The organism is Actinomadura sp. NPDC000929 (assembly GCF_040492065.1).
Classification (GTDB): Bacteria; Actinomycetota; Actinomycetes; order Streptosporangiales; family Streptosporangiaceae; genus Spirillospora; species Spirillospora verrucosospora.
The window spans coordinates 1-26,822 of record NZ_JBEUPA010000126.1 but is presented as its reverse complement, the minus strand read 5'-3'; the positions used below and the strand labels follow the sequence as shown (position 1 = coordinate 26,822).

Below are 26,822 nucleotides of genomic sequence, written 5' to 3'. Positions count from 1 at the left end.
CGCCGCCTGACCGGCCGCGGCAGGAGCGGGGCGACCCCGCCGGCGCCGCCGGCCGAGCCGGTGGTGCAGGAGGCCCCGGGGGCCACCCGCGTCACCGCCTGACCGTCGCGCGCTACCAGGCGTGCATGCGGCGGAGGTGGAAGACCATCGCCACGTCGCTACCGTTGCGGACCATCGGTACCTCGTCGTGCCTGCCGTGCGTCGCCGACAGCGCCTTGACGTTCTGGCCGCCGCAGTCCGGGCAGCACCGGTCCATCCAGGGCGTCGTGCAGGGCTGGCCCTGGCGCACGTAGATGACGGCCTGGTTGCCGTGCCCGTCACCGGAGTGCCGGACCTGGAACTCCTCGTTCCAGGACCCCTCGCACCCCAGGCACTCGAAGACCCACACTTCGTGGTGCGCCCATGCCTCGTGCATGGCACTCACCCCCTCACAGACCGTCTTCCGCGCGTCTCTTCGGCGCCCCTGGTCTGCTTCACTGGGATGCCCCGGCCGGAGGCTGCCGGGACAGTTATGCCCCGGAGGCGCCCCTTTGGACCGCTCTGAGGGGGGTGACTATTTTCTGGCCTTGACAACGGCGTCGTAAACGAGGCGCTTCTGGGCGCCGTTCTCCCGGGCGACCTCGGAGATGGCCTGCTTGCGCGGCGTCCCGGCCGCCTCCCGCGCGGCGACCGCCGCCGCCAGGTCCGCCGGGTCCGTCAGCCCCCGCGGCTCGGGCGCGCCGCCGACCACCACCGTGATCTCGCCGAGGACGCCGTCCGCCGCCCACGCGGCGAGCTCGCCGAGCGTCCCCCGGCGGACCTCCTCGTAGGTCTTGGTCAGCTCGCGGCACACCGCGGCGGGACGGTCCGCGCCGAACGCCTCCGCCATCGCCGCGAGGGTGACGGGCAGCCGGCGCGGCGACTCGAAGAACACCATCGTGCGGGGCTCGCCCGCGAGCGACTCCAGCCGGCGGGCCCGCTCCCCCGGCTTGCGCGGAGGGAACCCCTCGAAGCAGAACCGGTCGGTCGGCAGCCCCGACACCGCCAGCGCGGTCGTGACGGCGGACGGCCCGGGCAGCACCGTGACCGGGACGCCCTCGGCGACGGCGGCGCGCACCAGCCGGTACCCGGGGTCCGACACGCCCGGCATCCCCGCGTCGGTGATCACCAGGACGTCCCGTCCGGCGAGCAGGTCCTCCACGAGCCCGGCGGCCCGCTCCCGCTCGTTCAGGTCGTTGTAGGACACGACGCGGCCGGGCAGCTCGACGCCGAGATCGCCCGCCAGCCGCCGCAGCCGCCGCGTGTCCTCGGCCGCGATGACCGGCGCCTCCGCGAGCGCGGCCCGCAGCCGGGCCGAGGCGTCCTCGGGCCTGCCGATCGGCGCCGCCGCGAGCCGCAGCGTCCCCGTTCCCGCCTCCATCACGGCCCCCATCCCGCTCGTCCCGTCACGCGGATCATTGTCCCAGGGAACGCGCCAAGGTCCTCAAGGAGGAGGGAAGTGCAAATAAACTCGCAGGATGTCGACGACGGATCTGGCTCCGGTCCCGGCCATGGCGTCCCGGCGCAGGCCCCCTGCGCTGCGGGAGTGGCTCGCGCCGGCGATCCCCGGCAGCCCGCTGCTGTCCTGGCTGGGCCCGCTGCTGGTGACCGCGCTCGCCGCGTACCTGCGGTTCGACCGGCTGGCGACGCCGAAGACGGTGGTGTTCGACGAGACCTACTACGCCAAGGACGCGCTCGCCCTGCTGAGGTTCGGCTGGGAGCACAACACCGTCGAGGGCGCCGACAAGATGCTCATCGCGGACCCGGACGCCCATATCTGGGGCAGCGGGCCCGCGTTCGTCGCGCATCCGCCGTTCGGCAAGTGGATGATCGCGATCGGTGAGTGGATGTTCGGCGCGACGCCGTTCGGATGGCGGTTCATGCCCGCCCTGATCGGGACACTGTCGGTGCTGATCCTGTGCCGCCTCGCCCGCCGGATGACCGGCTCGACGCTGCTCGGCTGCGCCGCCGGGCTGCTGCTGGCGCTGGACGGCCTCGCGTTCGTGACCAGCCGCGCCGCGCTGCTGGACGTCTTCGTGATGTTCTGGGTCCTGGCCGGGTTCGCCTGCCTCGTGAACGACCGGGACCGCTCCCGCCGCGTCCTCGCCGAGCGGATCGAGCAGGGCCGGACCTCGGTGTACGGGCCGTTCCTCGCGCACGGATGGCGCTGGGGGGCGGGCGTCTGCCTCGGCCTCGCCTGCGCCACCAAGTGGACGGGGGTCTTCTACGTCGCCGCGTTCGGGCTCATGACCGTCCTGTGGGACTACGGCGCCCGCCGCGCCGCCGGGGTCCGGGCCCCGCTGCAGGGGACGATGCTGCTGGAGGCCGTCCCGGCGTTCGTGCAGATCGTCGTGGCGGGGCTGCTCGCGTACCTGGCGACCTGGTGGGGATGGATCTTCAAGCCGGGCGGCTGGGGGCGCGGCGAGGTCTCGGGCAACCCGCTGTGGCGGCCGTTCGAGGCGATGCCCAAGCTGTGGCGCTACCACTCGGAGATGCTCGGCTTCCACACGGGTCTGGACGCCAAGCACCCCTACCAGTCGTGGCCCTGGGACTGGCCGATCCTGCGCCGTCCGGTCGCGTTCTTCTACACCGAGCCGAAGGGCGCGTGCGGCGCTGCGACCCGCTGCTCGCGCGAGATCCTCGGGATCGGCACGCCGGCCCTGTGGTGGGGGGCGCTGGTCGCGCTGGTCGTGGTCGCGTTCATCTGGCTGATCCTGCGCGACTGGCGGGCGGGGGCGATCCTGCTCGGCTTCCTCGCGGGCTGGCTGACCTGGTTCCCGTCGGCGTTCGCCGACCGCACGATGTTCCTGTTCTACGCGACACCGCTCATCCCGTTCATGGTGCTGGCGGTCGTCCTGGTGCTGGGATACCTGATCGGACCGGCGCCCGCCTCGGCGGCGGGCGCGCACGCGGCGCGCTCCGGCGAGAGCGGCCGGGACGCGGGGCCCGCCCTTCCGCCGCCCGCCTCCGCCGACGGGCCTCCCGCGCTGCCGTGGGACCCGCCCGCCGGAGCGTCGCCGGCCCTCGCGCCGTATGACGAGCACGGGCCCTATGACCAGCACGATCCGTATGACCAGCACAGCGCGTATGACCAGCACGGCGCATATGACCAGCACGCGCCGTTCGACGAGCGCGGGGCGCCCGCGTCCTCCCAGACCGCCGGGGCCCGGCGGCTGATCGGCGCCGCCGCGGCGGGAGCCTTCCTGCTGGTGGTGCTGGCCAACTTCGCGTACTTCCATCCGATCCTGTCCGCGCAGACGATCCCCTACGAGGACTGGCAGGCGCGGATGTGGTTCGACCGCTGGGTCTGACGCGCGGCCGGACCGTCACAGCCGGGCGGCGGCGTCCGCGGTGACGGCCGGGGCCGCGGCGGGGCGCAGCGTCCGCGCGCCGAGCAGGCACAGGGCCAGGGCGAGGACGCCCCCGACCCCGGCTCCCGCGAACGCGCCGGGCACGCCCGCGGCGTCCTGCCCGACCCCCGAGACGAACGAGCCGACGGAGCCGCCCGCGCCGATCGCCGCGACGATCCACGCGAACGCCTCGGTGACGGTCCCGGCCGGGGCGAGCCGGTCGACGAGCGTGAAACTGCACGCCAGCACCGGCGCGAGGAAGACGCCGGAGACGAACGCGAGCACCGACATGACCGGCAGCCCCGGCGCGAGGACGAGCGGGAGGTACCCCGCGGCGAGCGCCGCGAGCAGCCAGGGCAGCCGCCGGTGCGCGGCGCCCGCCCACCTGCGGGCGCCGTAGACGATCCCGCCGGTGAGGGCGCCGCCCGCCATGCACGCCAGCAGCAGTCCGGAGGCGAGGTCGCGGCCCAGGTCCTCGGCGTAGGCGACGACGGCGACGGAGTAGACGCCGAGCGCGATCCCGGCGCAGGCGAGCGACAGCAGCAGGACCCGCAGGCCGGGCGAGCGCAGCGGCCCGGCCCAGTCGGAGGCGCGCGGCTCGCCCCGCCACCGGCGCGACGGCCCGGACAGCGCGACGACGAGCGTCCCGGCGATGCCGAGGGCGCCGGTGATCAGCAGGGCGGTCTCGGTGTTCACGACGGCCGCGGCGACGACGAGCAACGGCCCGACGGTGAACAGCAGCTCCTGGGCGGCGGCGTCGAGCGCGTAGGCGGCGTCGACCTGCTCAGGGCCGTCCAGGACGTCCGGCCACAGGGCGCGCAGCCCGGCTTCGAGGGGCGGGGTGGCGAACCCGGCGGCGAACACGGCGGCGACGGCCAGCGGGAGGGGGGCCGCGCCGACGGCGGCGAGCAGCGCGAACCCGGCCGCGGAGGCGCAGGCGGCGGGCAGCAGGACGCGCGGCTGGCCGAACCGGTCCATGGCGCGGCCGAGGACGGGCTGCCCGGCGGCGGTCGACAGCCCGAGGATCGCGGCGAGGGTCCCGGCGAGCGGGTAGCCGCCGTCGTCGGCGCGGACGTGCAGGACGACGGCGAGCATGCCCATCCCGTTGGGCAGGCGGCCGAGGAGGGTGCCGCCGAGCAGCCGTCCCGCGTACGGCCTCCGCAGGAAGACGACATAGCCGCGCATCGATGGCCCCCGAGTCCTGTCTAGATTTGTCAGTCATACGTATTACCTCCGTCATACGTACCACTTCCGAGTCCTTCCGTTCTAGTCTGATTTCGTTAGAACGATCCGCCAGGGAGGCGCAGGTGCCGGCGATCAGCCGTCCCACCAGCAAGGACGTGGCTCAGGAGGCCGGGGTCTCGCAGTCCACGGTCTCGCTCGTGCTGGGCGGCAAGTGGAGCGGGCGCGTCTCCCCCGCGACCGCGCGCAGCGTGCGGAGCGCCGCCGAGCGGCTCGGCTACCGGCCCAACCAGGCGGCCCGGAACCTGCGGCTCGGCACCACCCGGACCGTCCTGCTGATGGTGCCGACCCTGACCGCGCCGTTCTTCGGCCCCGTCTACACGGGCGCCGCGCGGGTCGCGGCACGGCACGGCTTCGGCGTCGTGGTCTCGACCTGGCCGGACGGCACGGCGGGACCCGCCGACGGCCCGTTCGCGGCGCCGGGCGAGGCGATCGACGGCGTCCTCGCGTCCTCGATGGCCGCGGAGACGCTCGGCGGGTTCGGCGAGACGCCCGTCGTGACGCTGGACAGCGGCCCGGCCGGCCTTCCCGGCGCCCCCGTCCCCACCGTCGACTTCGGCGTGGCCGACGGGATGCGGGAGATCGCGGAGCACCTCGCGGGCCTCGGCCACTGCCGGATCGGGCACGTCGCCGCCGCCCTGGACCAGTGGACGTTCCACGCCCGCGCGGACGCCCTCGCGGAGGTCGTCGCGGGCCTGCCGGGCGGCGTCCTCGACCGGGCGGGCTGCGCGATCGACGTCGCCTCGGCCAGGGACGCCGCCACCCGGCTGCTCACCGGTCCCGAGCCGCCGACCGCGCTGGTCTGCGACGACGACCTGATCGCGGCGGGCGCGTACAAGGCGGCCCGCGCGCTGGGCCTGGACGTCCCGTCCGACGTGTCGGTCACCGGGTTCGACGACGTGCTGCTGGCGACGGCGCTGGAACCCGAGCTGACGACCGTCCGGCTGCCGGCCGAGGATCTGGGCGCGCAGGGCATGGCGGCGCTCCTCGGCCTCCTCGACGGGCGCCGTCCCGCCTCCCGCGTCCTGCCCGGCGAGCTCGTCGTCCGGGGCTCGACGGCGCCGCCGCGCGCCCGCTGACCGCCCGGCTCCTCATTTCCTGGGAAAGCTGGGGTATAAGGCGCGCATGGGATCCCATCCATCCGAGACCGACTTCGACGAGGACCCGGGCAACCGGATCGGCTCGGCGCCCCCGCGGACGCGGGCCTGGCGCGACGGCGCGATCGAGGCGGAGGGATTTCCCGTCGCGCGGGTCAGCGACTACCTGGAGCGCCCGGACGTCGTCGTCTGGCTCGACCTGTGCGCGCCGCGGCACGAGGACCTGCACGTGGTCAGCGACGAGCTCGGCCTCGATCCCGTCGCCGTCGAGGACGCGGTCTCCCGGCACGAGCGGGCGAAGCTCGACCGCTACGAGGGGTACGCCTTCCTCAACGTCTACGTCCCGGTGGTCACCGACGGCGAGCTGGCGATGCACGAGGTGTCGGCGTTCGTCAGCGAGCGCGCCCTCGTCACGGTCCGGCAGGACTGCGGGTTCGACGTCGACGCGCTGGTCCGGCGCTGGGACCAGACCCCGCACGCCGGGTTCGACGAGCCGACCTCCGCGTTCCTGCTCTACGGCCTGCTCGACCTGGTCATCGACCTGCAGCTCACGGCCGTCCAGGCGCTCGACGACGAGGCCGACGAGGTCGAGGACCTCGTGTTCGACGACGCGTTCCCGGTCAGGGAGATCCAGAAGCGCAGCTACCGGCTGCGCAAGAACCTGTCCGCGCTGCGGCGGATCGCGCTGCCGATGCGGGAGGTGCTCAACACGCTGCTGCGCCGCGACCTGATGATCGTCCCGGCGCCGCTCGTCCCCTACTTCCAGGACGTCTACGACCACACCCTGCGCGTCGGGGAGTCGACCGACGCCCTGCGCGACCTCGTGGCCGACCTGCTGGAGACGCGGCTCGCGCTGCAGGGCAACCGGATGAACGAGGTGATGAAGAAGGTCACCAGCTGGGCGGCGATCATCGCGGTGCCGACCGCCGTCACCGGGTTCTACGGGCAGAACGTCCCCTACCCGGGGTTCTCCCAGCACTCCGGCTTCATCGCCAGCACGGTCATCGTCGTCGTCTGCAGCCTCTCCCTCTATGTGATCTTCAAGGTGCGCGACTGGCTCTGACCGCCGCGTCCGGCGAGGTCAGGGCCCTGTCATACGGGTTCGCATATCGCGGCGCACGCCATATCAATATTGGACATGACGTTCGCGGCTCTGGTCTGCTCTCCCGCATGACGACCCACAGCAGGCGCGAGCGGCGGCTCGGCGCCGCCGCTCTCGCCCTGACGACGATCGCCGGCCTGGCCGGCTGCGGCTCCGGCGCGGACCCGGGCGTGCGGAGCGCGGCGCCGCGCAGCGCCGCGTCCACGCTCGCCGTCGATCCCGCGCAGGCGAAGGTCACCAGGCAGATCGGCCGCCTGGAGGCGACCCACCACGCGCGCATCGGCGCCTTCGCGGTCGACACCGGCACCGGGCGCGCCGTCTCCCACCGGCCGGACGAGCGCTTCGCGTTCGCCTCCACGTTCAAGGCGATGGCGTGCGGCGCCGTGCTGAGCAAGGCCCGGCGCTCCGACCCCGGGCTGCTCGACAGGGTGATCCACTACACGAAGGACGACCTGGTCGAGTACTCCCCCGTCACCGAGAAGCACGTCGACACCGGCATGACCGTCGCCGACCTGTGCCACGCCGCCATCACCCAGAGCGACAACACCGCCGGGAACCTGGTGCTGAGGCAGATCGGCGGGCCCGCCGGGCTCACCGCCTTCTTCCGCTCGCTCGGCGACCAGGTGAGCCGGAGCGACCGCTGGGAGACCGACCTCAACGTCTGGAAGCCGGGCGAGGTGCGCGACACCACCGCTCCGCGCCCGTGGGCGGGAGACCTGCGGGCCCTCACCACGGGCCCGGCGCTCGTCCCCGCCGACCGCCGGCGGCTCATCGGCTGGATGAAGGCGACGGTCACCGGGGACAAGCGCATCCGCGCCGGACTTCCCAAGAGCTGGACGGTCGGCGACAAGACCGGCACCGGCGGGACCTACGGCACCGCCAACGACATCGCGATCGCCTGGCCGCCGTCCGGCGCCCCGCTCGTCATCGTGGTCACCACGAACCGGTTCGGCCCCGAGGCCGAGGCCGACGACGGGGCCGTCGCCGAGACCGCCCGCATCCTCGCCGGCGCCCTCCGTTAGAGCCCGCGGGATGACGATCGCCCCTGGCACCGGACGTCCGGTGCCAGGGGCGACGCGCGCCGGGCGGGGACGCTCAGAGCGCCCTGAGGAACTTCGCCGCGATGGGGGCCGCGGCCTCGGCGCCGGTCCCGCCGCCCTCGACGATCACCGCGAAGGCGACGTCCTCGCGGTAGCCGATGAACCAGGCATGGGTCGGCGGGTTGTCGCCCCCGCCGAACTCCGCGGTGCCGGTCTTGCCCGCCGTGCCGGACGGGAAGTCGACGCCGGAGGCGGTGCCCTCGCTGACGACGGCCGGCATGAGGGCGTGCAGGGCCTTCTCCACGGCGGGCTCCAGCCGCTTCGGCGCCTCGGGCTTGCGGCCTCCGGCGTCGGCGGCCTGCGCGGCGAGGGACGGATCGACCAGGCGGGGCGAGCGCCAGGTGCCGTCGGCCGCGGCGGCGGCGACGCTCGCCATGTTGAGCGGGCTGGTCAGCACCTCGCCCTGCCCGAAGGACGCGGCGGCGAAGGCGGTGTCGTCCTTGTTGGCGGGGAACGCGGCGCGGACGGCGGGCAGCCCCGCGATGATCGGGGCGTTGAACCCGAACTGGGCGGCGACCTGGGCCAGCCGCTTCTCCCCGAGCTTGTCGACCGCGAGGCGCGCGAACGTGGTGTTGCAGGAGTGCGCGAACGCCTCGCGGAGCGGGACCGTCCCGAAGTCCTCGTGCTTGTAGTTGTGGAACGACCGGCCGCCGACCGCGGTGGTGGCCGGGCAGGCGACGGCCGTCGTCGGGGACATGCCGCCCGCGACGAGCGCGGCGGCCGTGACGACCTTGAACGTCGAGCCGGGCGGGTACCGGCCCATCAGCGCGCGGTTGTAGCCGCCGGGCTGGTTCGCCACGGCGAGGATCTCGCCGGTGGACGGGCGCAGCGCCACCATGGACGCCGGCTCGGCCGCCCCCGCGACCGCCTGCCCGGCCGCGGCCTGCGCCTTCGGGTCGATGGTCGTCTTCACCGGCTTGCCCGCCGCGCCGCCGAAGCGCTGCAGCGTCTTCACCGGGACGCCCTCGGCGTCCGTGATCTGCACGGCGAGCGCGGGCGTGCCGGAGAGGCGCCGCTCGTACTGCTGCTGCAGGCCGTCCGCGCCCGCCGGGTCGCCCTTGCGGTACGGGGCGCCGAGCTTGCCCGCCGCCTCGGCGGAGACGGGGCCCACCTGCCCGGCGAGCTGCCGGGCGGACCCGGACGGCGAGGACGAGAGGTCGCTGCCGTCCGCCGCGAGGACGGCAGCGCGGTCCGGCCAGGCGCGCGCGGCGCGCAGCCGCTGCCCTTCCTTGAGCTCCGGGTACATGACCTGCGGCGACCAGCGGACGAGCCAGTCGCCGTCCTTCTTCACCATCGGAAGCGATCCGTCGTACTTCCACACCCGGTCGCCCGCCAGCGTCACCTCGGCGCTGTAGGCCCCGCCGACCCTGCCGTCCTTGGGACGCCCCACGGACGCGACGGTGTAGCGCTGCCTGACGGCGCCGAGGTCGTCCCGCATCCGCGTGAAGCGCGTCTCGAAGTCGGCGGGCGGGGCGTCGGTGAGGGCCTTCATCGCGGCGGGGTCGCCGCCGCTCCAGGCCGCGAGGTAGCGCTCCGCGGCGTCCCTCGGATCGTCACCGTCGCGCAGGAACCACACCGCCCCCGCCCCCACGATCACGACCGCCGCCACGACCGCGGCGACGGCGAGCACACGGGATCGGCGCATCGTCGAACTCCTTCTCCCCCTGTCCGGCCACCGGCCGGGCGATCCGCAGAGCGCGGATGACCGATGGGGGCACCAGAACACCAGGCGACGCCCGAAAAGTCCAAGATTGATATCGGTCCAGATGAATATCCGTTTTGGTATTATCCCTGCTCGTGAACCTCGTCGGGCATCTGCGGTGCTTCGTCGTCGTCGCCGAAGAACTGCACTTCGGCCGCGCGGCCGAGCGTCTCGGCATGGCGCAGCCGCCGCTGAGCCAGCGAATCCAGCGGCTGGAGAAGGAGCTCGGCGTGCGGTTGTTCGACCGGTCCAGCCGGCGGGTGCGGCTCACCGCGCCCGGCGGGCTGCTGCTGGAGGAGGCACGTGACATCCTCACCCGCGTGGACCGCATCTACTCCGTCGCCGAGCGCGCCCGGCTGGGCGAGGTCGGGACGGTGCGCGCGGGCCTGCCGAGCGACCTCGGCGGCCGGGTGGTCGCCGCGCTGATCGCCGCGTTCCGGGAGCGCCGCCCGGACCTGCGGCTCGACCTGCGCGAGACGGGCACCGACCAGCAGATCCGCGCGCTCGCGGAGGGCGCACTGGACGCCGGTGTGGTGCGGCACCCGTGCGACGCCCGCGGGCTGGAGCTCGGCCCGATGCTGGCGCAGCCGCTCGGCGTGCTGCTGCCCGCCGGCGACGCCGTCGCGCGCCCGGACGCGCCCCCGGAGGTGCACCTGGCCGACCTCGGCACCCGCGACGTCGTCGTGCCGCCGCGCGAGGAGGCGCCCGGCGCCCACGACGAGGTGCTGGCGGGCTGCCGCCGGCACGGGTACGCGCCCGCGGCGGTCCACGAGGCACGGCATCCGGGCTTCGCGCTCGGGCTCGTCCTCGCCGGGACGGCCGTGGCCCTCGTCCCCCGTACCGACGACACCGCCGGGGCGGTGTGGCGGCCGCTGGCGGGCGAGCCGCTCGCCTGGCGGACGTCGTGCGCCTGGCGGCGGGCCCGCGATCCCGAGCACGCGCGCGCCATCGCCGACTTCACCGCCGTCGCGACCGCGGTGCTGCGCGGCGAGGCCGGCATGACCCCGCTCGACCGCGCCCCCGCCCGCCGGGTCGTCCCGCGCCCGTCCTCCGGGTTCCTGGCATGAGCGAGGCGCCCGTCAGGAGGGCGAGCGCGGCCGAGCGGATCAACGCGGCGTTCCGGTCGGCGGGCGTGACCGGCGTCCTGCACGTCGTGGACATCGACACCGGGCGGGACGTCGCGGTCGGCGCGGACGAGCCGGTGGTGCTCGCGTCGGTGTTCAAGGTGCCGCTGCTCGTCGCGTTCCACCGGCAGGCCGCCGCGGGCGTGCTGGACCCGACCGAGCAGGTCACGCTGCGCCCGGACGACCGCACCGCCGGACCGACCGGGGTGTCGGCGCTGCTGGACGAGGTCCGCATGTCGCTGCGCGACCTCACCTGCCTGATGATCACCGTCAGCGACAACGCCGCCGCCGACGTCGTCATGGACCGGGTCGGCCTGGACGCGGTCAACGCGACGGCCGCCGACCTGGGGCTCCGCGACACCGTCATCGAGGGCAACGGCCGCGACCTGCACGAGACCCTGCTCGCCGACGCCGGGGCGGGCAGCGTCGCCGAGGTCTGGGCGCGGCTCGACGAGCCGGGCCTGAAGGATCGGCTGCGCGCCCTCGACCCGCTCCGCACGAGCCGCAGCACGCCCCGCGACATGACCCGGCTGCTGTCGATGATCTGGCGGGACGAGGCCGCCCCGCCCGCCGAGTCGGCGGCGATGCGCCGCCTGTTCGGCCTCCAGGTCTGGCCGCACCGCCTCTCGTCCGGGTTCCCCTACGACGACGTCGTCGTCAGCGGCAAGACCGGCACCCTGCCGACTCTGCGCAACGAGGTGGGCGCCGTCGAGTACCCCGACGGCGCCCGCTACGCGGTGGCGGTCTTCACCAGGTCGACGCTGCCCGTCGCCGTCCTCCCGGAGGCCGACGCGGTCATCGGCTCCGCCGCCCGGATCGCCGTGGAGTCGCTCCGCCGCGCCTGAGCGCGGGTGCGGCGCTCCTGTGCGGCGCGACCCTCTGATCCGGTGCGACGCGGGCACCCCAGCACTCGCTTGGAAAACATAAGCTGTACCCCTGTTTTGGACGTTCTTGGGGAGTATTCGTTGCGGCTGCCGGAGCATCTGGAGCTACTGCTCACCGACGAGCCGGTGCTCGACGTCTACTCGCACGGCCCGTGGCGCGTCCCGGACGGGCTGTTCGAGGAGATCTCGGCGCGGATCGACGGGCTGGCGGCCGACCCGCGGGCCGTGGAGCTGACCACCGACGAGCACAAGCTGCTGACGCTGCCCGCGTCGCTCGTCACCGCGGAGATCTTCGGCATGCTGGCGTTCCTGCCGGGCGGCGGCGCGATCAAGGCGGGCTCGTGGTCGCAGCTCCCCGAGCGCCTGCTGCACCGGCACCTGGTCAACCCCGGCCCGCTCAGCACCCGCATGACGCGCTGGGACGCGCCGGGCGGGCGGTGGCGGCCCCCGGTGGACTGGCTCATCGAGGCGCCCGACCGGGCGCTGGCGATCGAGCTGGCCCGCGACTGCCTGTCGGTGCTGGAGGGCATCGAGCCGCTGGAGGAGCGGCGCAAGGCGCTGGTGCGCCTCTACGACGACCCGCCGGTCTGCGACGTGAACCTGCCGAAGACGGAACTGCGCGAGCACTGGCACGCGCACGCCGGCGACGACATCGTGGCGGCCGTGCCCGAGCTGCTCGGCCCGGTCGGCTACCTGGAGTGGGTGTGCGCGGGCCTGCTCGCCGCCTACGAGCACCTCATGGAGGCGGCGCCGCGCGAGGAGACCGTCGAGGTCCACCTGGTCCACCTGCTGCTCCAGGGCAGCATGGAGCAGGTCCCGGCCGAACTCGCGGTCGCGCTCGGCGAGGACCGGTACGGCGAGCTGCTCCAGCGGTTCACCGCGGAGCGCCGCGGGTTCAAGGCGGGCGCGTGGCAGGAGCGGACGCGGGCGTGGCTCGTCCGGGCCCTCGTCGCGGGCGCCGCCGACGCGTGCCGCGGCTGGCTCGACATGGCGATGCGCTTCGTCGCGATCGTGCAGGGCCTGCCGGGCGACCCGTGGTTCCCGAAGGCGGAGTGGATCCCGGTCGGCCAGTTCCAGACCGACCTGCGCCGCCTGTACGCGCCGCGCCGCCGCGTCGTGAACCCGCTCACCGAGACGCTGCGCAGCGTGCCCGCCGCCGACGCCGCGTCCGGGACGGCCGCGGGCGGCCGGGCGGAGATCGCCACGTCGCTGGTCGGGCAGCCCGAGGTGACCGCGGCGCTGGCCGAGCTCACCCGCGGCAACGCGCCGGTCCGGCTGCTGATCAGCGGGCCGGACGGCACCGGCAAGCGCGACGCCGCGCAGGAGCTCGGCAGGGCGCTGGCGCTCGGCCGCGACCCGCACTGGGTCACCGACAACCTGTTCTCCGGGCAGCGCCTGTCGGACGCCGTCGCCAAGCTGCACGCCGACGCCCGCGACTGCGCCGGCGACCGGCTGCTGATCATCGAGGGCCTGGACGGGATCGTCGCCGACCCCGGCAACGGCGAGGCCCTGGCCGCCGAGCTGCACCGGCTCCTCGCCGTCCACCCCGACCTGAACCTGGTGGCGCTGTGCGACGCCGGCGGCGAGGAGCGGATCCGCGAGATCAATCCCGTCCTGCCGCAGCGGTTCCGGATCGCCCGCACCCGGCCGTTCACGGCGGCGGGCCACGCCGAGCTGTTCCGCCGCGCGCTGGAGGCCCGCGGCGCCCGCGGCACCCGCCCGGCGATCGAGGCGGCGGGCGCGCTGCTGGCCGCGACCACGCCGACGCAGACGCTGCGCAACGCGCGCCTCGCGCCGCATCTCGCCGACCAGGTCGTCGCCGCCGCGCGGTCCCGGCTCGGCGCCGACGCGGCGGGCGCCGCGCCGGTCGTCCGCAAGCAGGACCTCCCGGCCGCGCTCGACACCGCGCAGGCCGCCGGCGACCCGCTGGCCGAGCTGCGCGAGCTCACCGGCCTGGAGAGCGTCAAGCACGAGATCGCCCTGCTCGTGGCGGGGACGCACGCGGCGCGGCTGCGCAGCGAGTCGGGCCTGCGGATCACGCCGCCGACCCGGCACATGGTGTTCACCGGCAACCCGGGCACCGGCAAGACGATGGTGGCCCGGCTGCTCGGCCGCATCTACAAGCGGCTCGGCGTCCTGTCGTCCGGGCACCTGGTGGAGGCGTCCCGCGCCCACCTCGTCGGCGAGTACATCGGGCAGACCGCGCCCCGCACGCGCCGCCTGGTGGAGCGCGCGGTCGGCGGCGTCCTGTTCATCGACGAGGCGTACACGCTGACGCAGTCGCCGCTGAAGGGCGACTACGGGCACGAGGCGATCGCCGAGCTGGTCAAGCTGATGGAGGACCACCGCGACGACCTCGTCGTGGTCGTGGCCGGCTACGAGCAGGAGATGGCCGAGTTCCTCGCCGCCAACCCCGGCCTGGACTCCCGGTTCCCCAAGCAGATCCACTTCCCCGACTACAGCGACGACGAGCTGATCACCGTGTTCGGCCGGCTCGCCGCCGCCGACGGCTTCGAGCTGGCCTCCGGCACCGAGGACGTCCTGCGCTCGATGCTGCGCCGCGCGCCCCGCGGCCCGTCCTTCGGCAACGGCCGCCTGATGCGCAACATGCTGGACGTGGCCGTCGCGAACCAGGCCGACCGCGTCGCCTCCGCCGCCGTCTCCCTCGCGGAGGGGACGGCGGCGAAGAAGGGCGGCGGCAGGGACAAGGGCGGCGAGCCGGCGACGCCGACCAGGGAGGAACTGGTCACGCTGACCGCCGACGACCTGCCCCCGCTGCTGGACCACCCCGAGGAGTTCTTCGGCCTCTACCTCTAGCCGGGCGCGGGCCCGGTCAGGAGGCGAGATGCTCGGCGGCGGCGAACAGGAGGTTCTCCGCTCCCCGGCGGGTGACGAGCTGCGCCCCGATCGGCAGCTCGCCGCCGCCGTCCGCCGGGACGGTACCGGCGGGAACGGACAGGGCGGGCAGCCCCAGCACGTTCCACGGCGAGGTGAGGCTGACCAGCAGGGCGGTGAGCGGGCCGAGGCCGACCTCGGTCGCGCCGATCCGGGGCGCGGGGATCGGCATGGTGGGCATGGCCAGCAGGTCGTAGCGGTCCAGCAGCCCGGCGATCTCCTCGGCGTGGCGGTCCCGCTCGCGCAGCGCCCGGACGAGCCGCCAGCCCGGCATCCGGGCCGCGTCCTCCAGGCGGGCGAGCGTCGCCGGCTGGTACCGGTCGGGCGCCTCGGCGACCCGCTCGGCGTGCACGTCGTACGCCTCGCTGTACTCGATCGCCAGGAACACCTGCCGGAGCCCGGCGAAGTCGATCCGCTCGGACGGCGCGTCCGGGAACAGGGCGCGGACGCGCCGCTCCACCTCGGGGTCGCACGCCGGCGGCTCGATCCAGGCGACGCGCCCGTACGCCGTGCCTCCGGCGCGGTCGCCCCCGCCGGCCGGGCCGTCCAGGAGGGACGGGACGGCCTCCGCCGGCCCGGTCAGCGCGTGGTAGGCCACGCGGCAGTCCGCCGCGGTGGCGGCGAGGACGCCCACGTGGTCGAGCGAGGGCGACAGGGGGAACACGCCGTCGGCCGGGATGGCGCCGTGCGGCGGCTTGAACCCGGCGATCCCGCAGAACGCCGACGGGATGCGCACCGACCCGCCCGTGTCGGTGCCGATGGCGAGCGGGACCATGCCCGCGGCGACCGCGACGGCGCTGCCGCTGCTGGACCCGCCGGACATCCGCTCCCGGTCGGCGGGGTTGCGGACCGCGCCGTTCACCGACACGTCGCCGCTGCCGCCGAACGCGAACTCCTGCGTCCCGGTCTTGCCGACGATCACCGCGCCCGCGTCCCTCAGCATCGTCACGCAGGCCGCGTCGGTCTCGGCGACGTGCCCGGCGAAGTGGCCGGACCCCATGCCGGTGGGCAGCCCGGCGACGTCGATGATGTCCTTCACCGCGACCGGGACGCCGTGCAGCGGGCCCCGGTCGACGCCGGACGCCAGTTCCTCGTCGGCCCACCGGGCGGCGGCCTCGGCGCCCTCGGCGTCCAGGGTCACGAAGGCGTTCAGGTCCTTGTCGACCGACTCCAGGGCCCGCGCGACCAGGCCCCGCGCCGACTCCCGGCCCGCGCGCAGGTCGCGCCCGATCCCGGTCAGCGTCCGTCCGGTGAAGAACCCGCCCATTCCGCCTCCTTGCCGCTTACCTGTACTGATCTGCGTAGCATCTCAGACCGCCGCCGCCCCGTCCGTCCCGGTCGTCGCGCACAATGTGGCCCTCTGTCACCAATTAGTCGCTCATTGTCAACCGTTCATCGCAGAATGCCCGCCGTTCGCCGACCGCGCGCCGGGAACCGTGAACCTACGCGCGAGTAGCCGCCAGGCTTCCAGCACCCGGAGGTGACGCTCCCGCCGGTTCGCTGGGGGGCGGGGCGGAGGCCGTGCGCCGGCGCGCCGGCATACCGCCCCTGTAGCCGGCTGCGGCCGCACCGAGGTGGGGGGACGAGGTCACGGCCGTGCGCCGTGGCCTCGTTGTCGTGGTGCGCCTGTCGCCGCACCCGCTGCCCGTCCGGCCATCCGGGACGTTCGGCCCTAGGCCCGCGGGCACCGGGCTGATGGGCTCTCTTCGACGGTTGAGAACCCCGTTCGTGGGGACGGGATGTCCTCAGGGCGGTCGAGAGCACCCGGAGGACGCGCATGACCCAGTCGGGCACCCTGAGCGACGACGAAGTACAACAGATCAACGCGTACTGGAGAGCCGCCAACTACCTCTCCGTGGGGCAGATCTACCTTCTGGACAACCCCCTGCTCCGCGAGCCGCTCGAACGGCGCGACCTCAAGCCGCGGCTGCTCGGGCACTGGGGCACCACGCCGGGCCTGAACTTCTGCTACGCCCACCTCAACCGCGTCATCAGGGCGCGCGACCTCGACATGATCTACGTCATGGGCCCGGGGCACGGCGGGCCCGCGGCGGTCGCGAACGCCTGGCTCGAAGGCACCTACAGCGAGGTCTACCCGGAGGTGTCGCAGGACGAGGCGGGCATGCGGCGGCTGTTCCGGCAGTTCTCCTTCCCCGGCGGCATCCCGAGCCACGTCGCGCCGGAGACCCCCGGCTCCATCCACGAGGGCGGCGAGCTGGGCTACTCCCTCGCCCACGCGTTCGGGGCCGCCTTCGACAACCCCGACCTCGTGGTGGCGTGCATCGTCGGCGACGGCGAGGCCGAGACGGGTCCCCTCGCGGCGAGCTGGCATTCCACCAAGTTCCTCGACCCGGTGCGGGACGGCGCCGTCCTGCCCATCCTGCACCTCAACGGCTACAAGATCGCGAATCCGACGGTGCTGGCCCGCATCCCCGAGGAGGAGCTCGTCCAGCTCCTGGACGGGTACGGCTACCGGCCCTTCCTCGTGAGCGGCGACGAGCCCGCGTCCATGCACCGCAAGATGGCCGCCGCCCTCGACCAGGCCCTCGACGAGATCGCCGACATCCAGCGCGGCGCCCGCGAGGGCGGGGCGTCCGAGCGGCGCCGCTGGCCCATGATCGTCCTGCGGTCCCCCAAGGGCTGGACGGGCCCGAAGGAGGTGGACGGGCTGCCGGTCGAGAACACCTGGCGCTCCCACCAGGTGCCGCTCGCCGGAGTGCGCGAGGACGCCGGGCACCGCGCGCAGCTGGAGGAGTGGCTGCGCTCCTACCGCCCGGAGGAGCTGTTCGACGAGGCGGGCCGCCCGGCGGCCGGGCTCCGGGCCCTCGCGCCCGCGGGCGACCGGCGGATGAGCGCGAACCCGCACGCCAACGGCGGGCTGCTGCTGAAGCCGCTGGCGCTGCCCGACTTCCGCGACTACGCCGTGGAGGTCGGCAAGCCCGGCTCCACCACGACGGAGCCCACCCGCAGGCTCGGGACGTTCCTGCGCGACGTCGTGCGGGCCAACCCGTCCAACTTCCGGATCATGGGCGCGGACGAGACGGCGTCCAACCGGCTCGGGGACGTCTTCCAGGCCACCGACCGCGTCTTCGAGGGCGGGCTGCTGCCGACCGACGAGCACCAGGCGCGCTCCGGCCAGGTGATGGAGGTGCTGAGCGAGCACCTGTGCCAGGGATGGCTGGAGGGCTACCTGCTCACCGGGCGGCACGGGCTGTTCAACAGCTACGAGGCGTTCGTGCACATCGTCGACGCCATGTTCAACCAGCACGCGAAGTGGCTGAAGGTCACCCGCGGCCTGCCGTGGCGGCGGCCGATCGCGTCGCTGAACTACCTGCTGTCGTCGCACGTGTGGCGGCAGGACCACAACGGCTTCACCCACCAGGACCCCGGCTTCCTCGACGTCGTGCTGAACAAGAAGCCGGAGATCGTCCGCGTGTACCTGCCGCCGGACGCGAACACGCTGCTGTCGGTCGGCGACCACTGCCTGCGCTCCCGCGACTACGTCAACGTGATCGTGGCCGGGAAGCAGCCCGCGCTGAACTGGCTGCCGATGGACGCCGCGATCGCGCACTGCACCCGCGGCATCGGCATCTGGGAGTGGGCGTCCACCGACGGCGGCGCCGACCCCGACGTGGTGCTCGCCTGCGCGGGCGACATCCCGACGCTGGAGACGCTCGCGGCCGTCGACCTGCTCAGGCAGCTGTTCCCCGAACTGCGCGTCCGGGTCGTCAACGTCGTCGACCTGATGCGGCTCCAGCCGTCCAGCGAGCACCCCCACGGCCTGTCGGACCGCGAGTTCGACACCCTGTTCACCACCGACAAGCCCGTCATCTTCGCCTTCCACGGCTACCCGTACCTCATCCACCGCCTCACCTACCGGCGCGCGGGGCACGGCAACCTGCACGTCCGCGGCTACAAGGAGGAGGGGACGACGACCACGCCGTTCGACATGGTCATGCTGAACGACCTCGACCGGTTCCACCTCGTCATGGACGTCATCGACCGCGTCCCCTCCCTCGGCGCCCGCGTCGCCCACCTCCGGCAGCGGATGGCCGACCAGCGCCTCTTCCTGCGCTCCTACACGCGCGAGCACGGCGAGGACGCCCCCGAGGTCCGCGACTGGACGTGGCCGTACTGATGCGGGTCCTGACGGTCAACCCCGGGTCGAGCAGCCTGAAGGTGAGCCTGCTCGGCGCCGACGACACGGTCCTCGCCGAGGACTCCGGCGGCGGCCACGAGATGGCCGGGCTGGTCGCGGGCCTGCCCCGGCCGGACGCCGTCGGGGTGCGGTTCGTCCACGGCGGGACCGACTTCACCGCGCCGGTGCGCGTCGACGAGAAGGTCACCGCGCGGCTCCGCGAGCTCGCCGACCTCGCGCCGCTGCACCAGCCCGCCTCCCTGCACGCCCTGGCCGAGATCTCCGGCGTCCTGCCGGACGTCCCGGCCGTGGCGTGCTTCGACACGGCCTTCCACGCCACCCTGCCGGACGCGGCCGCGACCTACGCGCTCCCCCGCGAGTGGCGCGAGCGGTTCGGGCTGCGCCGCTACGGCTTCCACGGCCTGTCGTTCTCCTACGCCGCGCGGCGCGCCGCCGCGATGCTCGGAGCCGACCCGGCCTCGCTGCGGACGGTGGTCTGCCACCTCGGCGCCGGCGCGTCCCTGTGCGCCGTCGCCGGGGGCCGGTCGGTCGACACCACCATGGGGTTCACCCCGCTCGAAGGGCTGGTCATGGCGTCGCGGGCGGGCAGCATCGACCCCGGAATCCCGCTCTGGCTGATCAAGCACGGCATCGCGCCGGAGGAGGTGGACGAGGCGCTCGAACGCGACTCCGGGCTGCGCGGCCTGACCGGCACCGGCGACATGCGCCGGGTCCGCGAGCGGGCCGCCGAGCACGACGCGACCGCCCTCGCCGCGCTGGACGTCTACCACCACCGCCTCCGCGCCTGCGCCGCCGCGATGACCGCCTCGCTCGGCGGGCTCGACGCCCTCGTGTTCACCGGCGGGATCGGCGAGCACGATCCCGCGGTCCGCATGCGGCTGGCCGGGGACCTCGCCCACCTCGGGACCGCGGTCGATCCGGAGCGCAACGCGGCCGCGGACGGCGACGCCGACGTCACCGCCGCCGGCGCCGCCGTCCGGACGCTCGTGGTGGCGGCCCGCGAGGACCTGGAGATCGCCGCCGGCGTCCGGAGCTGCCTGCGGCGCGACGCCCCGCCATCTGGCGCATAAGGTGTGAAGGTGGAGAACACGGCGGGCGCTTCGGAGGGCGCGATCCGCAGGCTGGCGAACATCCAGGCGATCACCGACGAGGCGTTCGCCCACATGGACGTGGACGAGCTGCTCGACACCCTCCTCGACCGCGTCCGGGCCATCCTCGAGGTCGACACCGCCGTGGTCCTCCTCCTGGACCGGGAGGAACGGTTCCTCGTCGCGACGGCGGCCAAGGGCATCGAGGAAGAGGTCGCCCAGGCCGCCCACGTCCCGGTGGGCGAGGGGTTCGCCGGGCGCGTCGCCGCCGGGCTACGGCCGGTCTACGTCCCGGACGTCCCGAGCGCCGGCGTGTTCAACCCGCTCCTCATCGAGCGGGGCCTGCACTCGCTGCTCGGCGTCCCGCTCGTCACCGGCGGGACGCTGGTCGGCGTCATGCACGTTGGAACGCTCTCGCCCCGCCGGTTCACCTCCGAGGAGACCGAGTTCCTCCAGCTCGCGGCCTCCCGCATAGCGCTGGCGGTGCAGGCCCTGCTCAGCCGTGCCGAACGCGCCGGCGCGCTGGAACTGCAGCGCAGCCTCCTCCCGGCCGCGCCCCCGGAGGTCCCCGGGCTGGAACTGGCCGCCCGCTACCGTCCCGGCAGGGCGACCGTCGGGGGAGACTGGTACGACGTGTTCGTCCTCCCCTCGGGCGAGATCGGCATCGTCATCGGCGACGTCGCGGGCAACGGGCTCCCGGCGGCCGTCGTCATGGGCCGGATGCGCAGCGCGCTGCGCGCCTACGCGCTGGACACCGACGACCCCGCCGAGGTGCTGCGCAAGCTCAACCGGAAGATGCTGCACTTCGAACCCGAGGCGACCGCGACCGTCCTGTACGCGGTGGCCGACACCGCCGCCGGCCGGGTCCGGCTGTCGTCGGCCGGGCACCCTCCCCCGGTCCTCGCGCTTCCGGACGGCCCGGTCGAGGCCGTCGACATGAAGTTCGACGTGCTGATCGGCCTGGGCGAGGACGTCCCACGCCGGACCCGCACCCTCGGCCTCCCGCCCGGCGCCCTGCTCTGCTTCTACACCGACGGGCTGATCGAGCGGCGGGACGAGTCGATCCTGGCGGGCATCGCCCGGCTCTGCGAGGCGGCCTACGCCGGGGCTCCCGAGGCGGTCGGCGCGGCGGTGATGTCGGCGCTGATCGGCCGCGAGGCGGCCCAGGACGACGTCGCGCTCCTGCTCGCGCGCCGCCTCCCGCCGGAGCGCCGGGACAGCTGACAGGAAGTGCCGCACCGCCCGCCCGTTCACGGAACCTCGGTGCGGGCGGGAGCGTCCCAGTCGGGCGTGCGGAGGCAGGAGGGCGGCGGTGGCGGGCGTTCGGCGGGCGGATCCAGGTCGGCGACGGCTCCTCGGTGCGGTGCCGGGCCGGCGACGGCTTCTGTGGGCGGTCCTGGCAGGGGCGGTGGCCGTGGCGGGAGCGGTCGTGGCGGTCGTGGTCGTCCTCGACGCGCCCGTCCGGCATCGGGAGTGCGGGTGCAGGCTGCCGCCGGTCACCAGCGGGATCGACGGGGTGCCGCGCGAGTGGCAGGCCGCCGTGACCCGGCGCGACGCCGGGACGGCCTGGCGGTTGCTGACGCCCGGGGCGCAGCGGCGGTACGGCTCGGTGAAGGGGCTGCGCGGGGCGCTCGCCCGGCTTGCCCCGGCTTCCCATGGGCCCGCGGGATGGCGGCTCGTCCACACGGTCACGCAGGGGAGCGGCACGCCCAGCACGTTCCTCTACCTGCTCGTCGAGAAGCGGAACCTGCGGCCGGACGGAGCCGTCGTCGTGCACTCCATGGCCGACGGCTCCGCCGACGGGCGGGTCGATCCAGCGCCCGCCGCCACTGTCCGCATCCTGCGCCCCGCCGCGCGGGCCACCGTGGACGTGCGCCCGCGCCTGCGCGCGGCGACCGGGCTTCCTCCCGCGTACGCGGTCGTGCGCCGGGACGGTGAGACCCAGGGGGCCGTGGGATCCATCCGCGACGCGGACGGGTGGGACGCGCCGTTCCACGAGGCGCTCAGGCCCGGCCCGGCGCTGATCGTCGCGGTCGCGGCGGACGGCGGCGGACGCCTGGCGTACGGAAGCGTCCGCGTCACGATCCGCTGACCTCGTGCCGGGGTCGCCGGCGGGTCAGTCGGCCGGCTTGCGGGAGGCGGCGCGGGCGCGCTTCTCCTCGTCCTCCAGCAGGGGGCCGAGGCGGAACGGGACCTGGTGGGTCAGGACGATCGAGGTGGTGCTGCGGCGGACGCCGGGGCAGGCGAGGATCGAGTCGATGACCTCGTGGAGCTGCTTGCCGTTGGGGGCGACCGCGCGGACGAGGAGGTCGCCCTGCCCGGTGATCCCGAGGACCTCCAGCACGCGCGGGATCGCCGAGAGCGCGACGGCGGCCTCGCGCAGCCGGCCCTGCGCGACCTCCAGGGTGACGAAGGCCGTCAGCTCGAAGCCGATGGCGCCGAGGTCGACCTCGCGGCCGCGGTGGCCGATGACGCCCTCGCGTTCGAGGCGCTCCACGCGGGCGTGCGCGGTGTTGCGGGCGATGCCGAGCTTGGCGGCCAGTTCCGTGACGCCGATGCGGGGCTGCTCGACGAGGCGGCGCAGGATCTGCAGGTCGAGGAGAGTGGTACGGGTCACAACGCTCAGCTCCGGCGGGTAACTCGGTTCTGACTTGAGCAATCCGCTCAATTATCGCCCAGCCATCTTGCACTCCGCTCAGCCTAGGCGGCTCAATGCAAGCATGAGCACCAGCGTTCCTTCCTCCCCTCTCCGCGACCGGCTCGAACTGGAGCGCGGCCGGATCGCGATCGGCGGGGTGCACGCCCTCGTCCGGCTGCTGCTGGAGCAGAGGCGCGCGGACGCCCGGCGGGGATGGCGGACCGCCGGTTTCGTGTCCGGGTACCGCGGGTCCCCGCTCGGCGGCCTGGACCAGCAGCTGGCGCGGGACGCGAAGCTGCTGGAGGAGCACGACATCCGGTTCGTGCCGGGCGTGAACGAGGAGCTGGCGGCGACGGCCGTGTACGGTTCGCAGCTCGCCGACCACCTGCCGGGCCCCCGGTTCGAGGGCGTGTTCGGGCTCTGGTACGGCAAGGCGCCCGGGGTGGACCGGTCGCTGGACGCGTTCAAGCACGCCAACTGGCTCGGCACGTCCGAGCGCGGCGGAGTGCTCGCCGTGGTGGGCGACGACCCGTCCGCGAAGTCGTCCACGCTGCCGTCGGCGACGGAGGGCGCGCTCGCTGAGGCGTTCATGCCGGTGCTGGCGCCCGGATCGGTGGGCGACCTGCTGCGCCTCGGGCGGCACGGCTTCGAGATGTCCCGGTTCAGCGGGGCGTGGACCGGGTTCAAGCTCGTGACGGACGTCGCCGACTCCCACGAGATCGTGGACGTCGAGCCGGTCCCCGGCCCGGTCCGCCCGGAGTTCGCGTGGCGCGGACGGCCGTGGACGCCGACGCGCAAGCCGGGCGTCGACCTCCAGGGGACGACGGCCATCGAGACCGAGGTCCTCCAGGGCCGCCTGCTGGCCGCGACGGCCTACGCCGCCGCCAACGGGCTCGACCGGATCGAGGGCGCCGCCGGCGACGCCGCCGTCGGCCTGGTCGCCGCGGGCCGCACCTACGTGGAGCTGCGCGAGGCCCTCGACCGCCTCGGGCTGGACGACGAGGCCCTGGCCCGCCGGGGCGTCCGGCTGCTGCGCCTCGCGCTGATCCACCCGCTGGACGCGGACCGGATCCGGGAGTTCGCCCGGGGGCTGCGCGAGATCGTCGTCGTGGAGGAGAAGCGGCCGTTCGTCGAGTCGCAGATCCGCGACGTCCTGTACGACCTTGCGGAGCGTCCCGCCGTGTACGGCAAGAACGGCCCGGACGGCGCCGGCCTGGTCCCGCCCGACGGGGGCCTGGACGCGGACCGGCTCGTGAAGGCCCTCGCCAGGCTCCTCGCCGACCGCGTCGGCGAGGAGCACATGGACCTGCGCGACGCGGTGCTGAAGCCCCGCAAGCCGCAGATCAACCTGCTCGCCCCGGCGCGCACCCCGTACTTCTGCTCGGGCTGCCCCCACAACCGGTCGACGGTCGTCCCGGACGGGTCGATCGCGGCGAGCGGCATCGGCTGCCACGTGATGACCGTGTTCACCGACCGCGGCATCGGCACCACGCAGATGGGCGGCGAGGGCGCGATGTGGGTGGGCGCGGCGCCGTTCTCCGACACCGGGCACATGTTCCAGAACCTCGGCGACGGGACGTTCTTCCACTCTGGCAGCCTCGCGGTCCGGCAGGCCGTCGCCGCCGGCACCAGCATCACCTTCAAGATCCTCTACAACGCGGCCGTGGCGATGACCGGCGGGCAGCAGGCCGACGGCGGCGCCGACCCGGCGGCGATCACCCGGATGCTGCACGCCGAGGGCGTCGCGAAGATCGTGGTGGTGGCGGACGACCCGTCCCGCTACCCGCGCGGGACGGACTGGGCGCCCGGCGTCCGGGTCCGGCACCGCGACGACCTCGACGCCGTCCAGCGGGAGCTGCGCGAGGTCCCGGGCGTGACCGTGCTGCTGTACGACCAGGCGTGCGCGGCCGAGACGCGGCGCAAGCGCAAGCGCGGCCTCGTCCCCGACCCGCAGACCCGCGTCCTGATCAACGAGGCCGTCTGCGAGGGGTGCGGCGACTGCGGCACCAAGTCGAACTGCCTCAGCGTGGAGCCGGTCGAGACCGAGTTCGGCCGCAAGACGCAGATCAACCAGACGTCCTGCAACAAGGACTACTCCTGCGTGGACGGCGACTGCCCCTCGTTCGTCACCGTCCTGCCCGGCACGAAGGTCCGGGCGGCGCGGACCCTGCCGCCGATCGGCGAGCTGGAGGAGCCCGAGTCGCGGCCCGAGTCGGCGGACGTGCTGCTCGTCGGCATCGGCGGCACCGGCGTCGTGACGGTGAACCAGGTGCTCGCCACGGCGGCCCTCATCGACGGCCGGCACGCCCGCGCGCTCGACCAGACGGGGCTGAGCCAGAAGGCCGGCGCCGTCGTGTCGCACCTGCGCATCGGGACCGCCGGCCTGGACCGGCCGGGCATGGTCGGCGCGGGCGGCGCCGACGCCTACCTCGTGTTCGACTCGCTGGCCGGGACGAGCGAGGCCAACCTGCGCCGCTGCGCGCCGGACCGGACCGCCGCGGTCGTGTCGACCAGCGAGGTGCCGACCGGACGGATGATCGTCGACACCTCGGCGTCGCTGCCGCCGAGCGCGTCGCTGGTCAAGCGGATCGCCGAGCGCACCCGCGCGGACCGGCTGGTCGCGCTCGACGCCCTCGCGCTCGCCGAGCGCTGGTTCGGCGCCACGACCACGGCCAACTTCGTGGTGGTCGGCGCCGCCTACCAGGCGGGGCTGCTGCCGCTGTCGGCGAAGGCCGTCGAGGAGGCCCTCACGCTGAACGGCGTGCAGGTGGAGGCGAACATCCAGGCGTTCCGCGCCGGGCGCCGCCTCGTGCTCGAACCCGAGAGCCTGGACGACGCCGCGGCGCCGGCCGCGCAGGTCGCGCCGCGCCCGCTGGACTCGACGGCGTCCGCCGCGATGGACCTCGTCGACGCGTCCGGCGTGGACGGCGAGCTGGCCCGCGTCCTGCGGATCCGCGTGCCCGACCTCGCCGCCTACCAGAACCTGGCGCTCGCCGAGCGGTACCTGGACGCGGTCCTGCGCGTCGCCCGGGCCGAGGAGGCGGCGGGCGCCGGCGGGCGGCGCCTCGCGGTCGCCGTCGCGCGCAACCTGTACAAGCTGATGGCCTACAAGGACGAGTACGAGGTGGCCCGCCTGCACCTCGACCCGGAGCTCGCCCGGCGCGTCGAGGAGCAGTTCGGGCCCGGCTCCACGGTCGCGTACATGCTGCACCCGCCGCTGCTGCGGGCCGTCGGGGTGGACCGGAAGATCGCCCTCGGCCGCACGGCCCGCCCGGCGTTCCGCGCGCTGCGCGCGATGCGGCGGCTGCGCGGCACCCCGCTCGACCCGTTCGGCGCCACGGCGCAGCGGCGCGCCGAGCGCCGCCTCGTCACCGGGTACGTCGCGGTGCTGAACGAGCTGGTGGCCGGGCTGGACGCGGGCGCCGCCGGGGACGGCCGGCACGAGGCCGCCGTCCGGATCGCCGAGCTGCCGGACATGATCCGCGGTTACGAGGACGTCAAGACCGCGAACATCGCCCGGTACGAGGAGAGCCTGCGCGAGCTGCTCGCCGCGTGGCGGGCCGAGCGGTCGCCGAGTCGCGTGTGACGCCCGGGTGAGCGCGGCCGCCGCCCCGGCCGGGTCCGTCGAACCCGCCGGGGCCGGCGGCGCGTACCTCCTGGCGAGCCGGGGACCGCGCCCGGCACCGGAGGGTGACGTCCAGTGGAACCGGGCCTGCGGCTGACGGAGCGCTACCGCCTCGTGGAACGCCTCGACGACGGCGGCACCATGGAGGTCTGGCGCGCCTGGGACGAGCTGCTGGGCCGTCCCGTCGCGGTGAAGGTCCCGGCGCCCGCGGGCGCGGGTCCGCAACGGAGGTTCCGGCAGGGAGTGAACCGCGCCGCCGCGCTCTCCCACGCCGCGCTGGAGACGGTCTTCGACAGCGACCAGACCCGCGACGCGTCCGGACGGCTCGTGTCCTTCGTCGTGACCGAGTTCCTGGCGGGCGAGACCCTCGCCGTCCGGCTGCGGCGCGGACCGCTCGCCGCGTCCGAGGCCGCCGCCGTGTGCGGCCGGATCGCGGGGGCGCTGGAGGCCGCGCACACCGCGGGCGTGACGCACGGCGACCTCACGCCGGACAGGGTCGTGCTCGCCTACGGGGACGCCGGCGTCGACGTGAAGGTCGTCGACACCGGCATCGGCGGCGTCCTCCGCGCACCGGCGGGCGGCGGCACCGAGGCCGCCGACGTGCGCGCGCTCGGCGCCGTCATCTCCGCCTGCGTCGCCCCCGGCGCGTCCGAGGAGCTGTCCGCGGTCGCCGCCCGCTGCACGGGCCCGGACGCCCCGTCCGCCGCCGAGGTCGCCGCTCTCCTCGTCCGCGACGAGGGGCCGCCGAACGCCGTCCTCACCGCCTTGGGCACGGGCCCGCCCGGCCACCGGGCCGGT

At 74.7% G+C, this 26,822-nt stretch carries 19 protein-coding genes; 13 read left to right on the top strand and 6 right to left on the bottom strand.

Going from position 1 to position 26,822, the window contains the following annotated elements:
- Positions 1 to 112: 112 nt before the first annotated feature.
- Positions 113 to 415, bottom strand: a complete 303-nt coding sequence (locus ABWI04_RS32265; RefSeq protein ID WP_353834788.1) for a hypothetical protein — start codon at positions 413 to 415, stop codon at positions 113 to 115.
- Between the two features lie 138 nt (positions 416 to 553).
- Positions 554 to 1,399, bottom strand: a complete 846-nt coding sequence (gene rsmI / locus ABWI04_RS32260; RefSeq protein WP_353834787.1) for a 16S rRNA (cytidine(1402)-2'-O)-methyltransferase — start codon at positions 1,397 to 1,399, stop codon at positions 554 to 556.
- 97 nt (positions 1,400 to 1,496) lie between these two features.
- On the opposite strand from rsmI, the gene ABWI04_RS32255 reads away from it, so the two are divergent.
- The gene (locus ABWI04_RS32255) at positions 1,497 to 3,329 is read left to right on the top strand and encodes a dolichyl-phosphate-mannose--protein mannosyltransferase (protein ID WP_353834786.1); all 1,833 of its coding nucleotides are present in this window, start codon (positions 1,497 to 1,499) and stop codon (positions 3,327 to 3,329) included.
- A gap of 15 nt (positions 3,330 to 3,344) precedes the next feature.
- Here ABWI04_RS32255 and ABWI04_RS32250 read toward each other — a convergent pair whose 3' ends face one another.
- Entirely contained in the window at positions 3,345 to 4,553 is a 1,209-nt protein-coding gene (locus ABWI04_RS32250; protein WP_353834785.1) for an MFS transporter, read from the bottom strand.
- A 122-nt stretch (positions 4,554 to 4,675) separates the two neighbouring features.
- Here ABWI04_RS32250 and ABWI04_RS32245 point away from each other — a divergent pair, with 122 nt between their 5' ends.
- The 3 genes from ABWI04_RS32245 to bla all read left to right on the top strand — a co-directional run bounded on the left by ABWI04_RS32245 (position 4,676) and on the right by bla (position 7,831).
- On the top strand, positions 4,676 to 5,689 hold the full coding sequence (locus ABWI04_RS32245) for a LacI family DNA-binding transcriptional regulator (RefSeq protein ID WP_353834784.1): 1,014 nt from the start codon (positions 4,676 to 4,678) through the stop codon (positions 5,687 to 5,689).
- Positions 5,690 to 5,735: 46 nt separating this feature from the next.
- Positions 5,736 to 6,770 carry a magnesium transporter CorA family protein gene (locus tag ABWI04_RS32240; protein WP_353834783.1) on the top strand — a complete coding sequence of 345 codons (1,035 nt, stop codon included), beginning with the start codon at positions 5,736 to 5,738 and terminating at the stop codon, positions 6,768 to 6,770.
- A 107-nt stretch (positions 6,771 to 6,877) separates the two neighbouring features.
- A complete protein-coding gene (gene bla / locus ABWI04_RS32235) occupies positions 6,878 to 7,831 on the top strand; it encodes a class A beta-lactamase (RefSeq protein ID WP_345173506.1) in 954 nt (317 codons plus the stop codon).
- A gap of 73 nt (positions 7,832 to 7,904) precedes the next feature.
- Here the strand turns inward: bla and ABWI04_RS32230 are convergent, their stop codons facing one another.
- On the bottom strand, positions 7,905 to 9,554 hold the full coding sequence (locus ABWI04_RS32230; RefSeq protein WP_345173505.1) for a penicillin-binding transpeptidase domain-containing protein: 1,650 nt from the start codon (positions 9,552 to 9,554) through the stop codon (positions 7,905 to 7,907).
- A 152-nt stretch (positions 9,555 to 9,706) separates the two neighbouring features.
- Here ABWI04_RS32230 and ABWI04_RS32225 point away from each other — a divergent pair, with 152 nt between their 5' ends.
- From ABWI04_RS32225 to ABWI04_RS32215, 3 genes are all read left to right on the top strand, one after another.
- Positions 9,707 to 10,678, top strand: a complete 972-nt coding sequence (locus ABWI04_RS32225) for a LysR family transcriptional regulator (RefSeq protein WP_345173503.1) — start codon at positions 9,707 to 9,709, stop codon at positions 10,676 to 10,678.
- A complete protein-coding gene (locus tag ABWI04_RS32220) occupies positions 10,675 to 11,580 on the top strand; it encodes a serine hydrolase (protein WP_345173502.1) in 906 nt (301 codons plus the stop codon). The genes ABWI04_RS32225 and ABWI04_RS32220 overlap by 4 nt, the downstream gene beginning before the upstream one ends.
- 120 nt (positions 11,581 to 11,700) lie before the next feature.
- On the top strand, positions 11,701 to 14,436 hold the full coding sequence (locus ABWI04_RS32215; protein ID WP_345173500.1) for an AAA family ATPase: 2,736 nt from the start codon (positions 11,701 to 11,703) through the stop codon (positions 14,434 to 14,436).
- Between the two features lie 16 nt (positions 14,437 to 14,452).
- Here the strand turns inward: ABWI04_RS32215 and ABWI04_RS32210 are convergent, their stop codons facing one another.
- Positions 14,453 to 15,781 carry an amidase gene (locus tag ABWI04_RS32210; protein WP_353834782.1) on the bottom strand — a complete coding sequence of 443 codons (1,329 nt, stop codon included), beginning with the start codon at positions 15,779 to 15,781 and terminating at the stop codon, positions 14,453 to 14,455.
- A gap of 510 nt (positions 15,782 to 16,291) precedes the next feature.
- Between ABWI04_RS32210 and ABWI04_RS32205 the strand changes: the two genes are divergently transcribed.
- The 4 genes from ABWI04_RS32205 to ABWI04_RS32190 all read left to right on the top strand — a co-directional run bounded on the left by ABWI04_RS32205 (position 16,292) and on the right by ABWI04_RS32190 (position 21,853).
- Complete coding sequence (locus ABWI04_RS32205; RefSeq protein WP_353834781.1) at positions 16,292 to 18,652, top strand: phosphoketolase family protein; 2,361 nt, start codon at positions 16,292 to 16,294, stop codon at positions 18,650 to 18,652.
- Positions 18,652 to 19,743, top strand: a complete 1,092-nt coding sequence (locus tag ABWI04_RS32200; protein ID WP_345173622.1) for an acetate/propionate family kinase — start codon at positions 18,652 to 18,654, stop codon at positions 19,741 to 19,743. Before ABWI04_RS32205 ends, ABWI04_RS32200 begins: the two co-directional genes overlap by 1 nt.
- Positions 19,744 to 19,752: 9 nt before the next feature.
- Positions 19,753 to 20,985 (top strand): PP2C family protein-serine/threonine phosphatase, encoded by a 1,233-nt coding sequence (locus ABWI04_RS32195; RefSeq protein WP_345173494.1) that lies wholly within the window; start codon positions 19,753 to 19,755, stop codon positions 20,983 to 20,985.
- Between the two features lie 190 nt (positions 20,986 to 21,175).
- A complete protein-coding gene (locus tag ABWI04_RS32190) occupies positions 21,176 to 21,853 on the top strand; it encodes a hypothetical protein (protein ID WP_345173493.1) in 678 nt (225 codons plus the stop codon).
- 24 nt (positions 21,854 to 21,877) lie between these two features.
- Here the strand turns inward: ABWI04_RS32190 and ABWI04_RS32185 are convergent, their stop codons facing one another.
- Complete coding sequence (locus ABWI04_RS32185; RefSeq protein WP_345173491.1) at positions 21,878 to 22,378, bottom strand: Lrp/AsnC family transcriptional regulator; 501 nt, start codon at positions 22,376 to 22,378, stop codon at positions 21,878 to 21,880.
- 103 nt (positions 22,379 to 22,481) lie between these two features.
- Here ABWI04_RS32185 and ABWI04_RS32180 point away from each other — a divergent pair, with 103 nt between their 5' ends.
- Together ABWI04_RS32180 and ABWI04_RS32175 are read left to right on the top strand one after the other, a co-directional pair.
- Positions 22,482 to 25,985 (top strand): indolepyruvate ferredoxin oxidoreductase family protein, encoded by a 3,504-nt coding sequence (locus ABWI04_RS32180; protein ID WP_345173490.1) that lies wholly within the window; start codon positions 22,482 to 22,484, stop codon positions 25,983 to 25,985.
- Between the two features lie 114 nt (positions 25,986 to 26,099).
- The coding region (locus ABWI04_RS32175) for a protein kinase family protein (RefSeq protein WP_502913195.1) at positions 26,100 to 26,822 on the top strand (723 nt) is incomplete at its 3' end.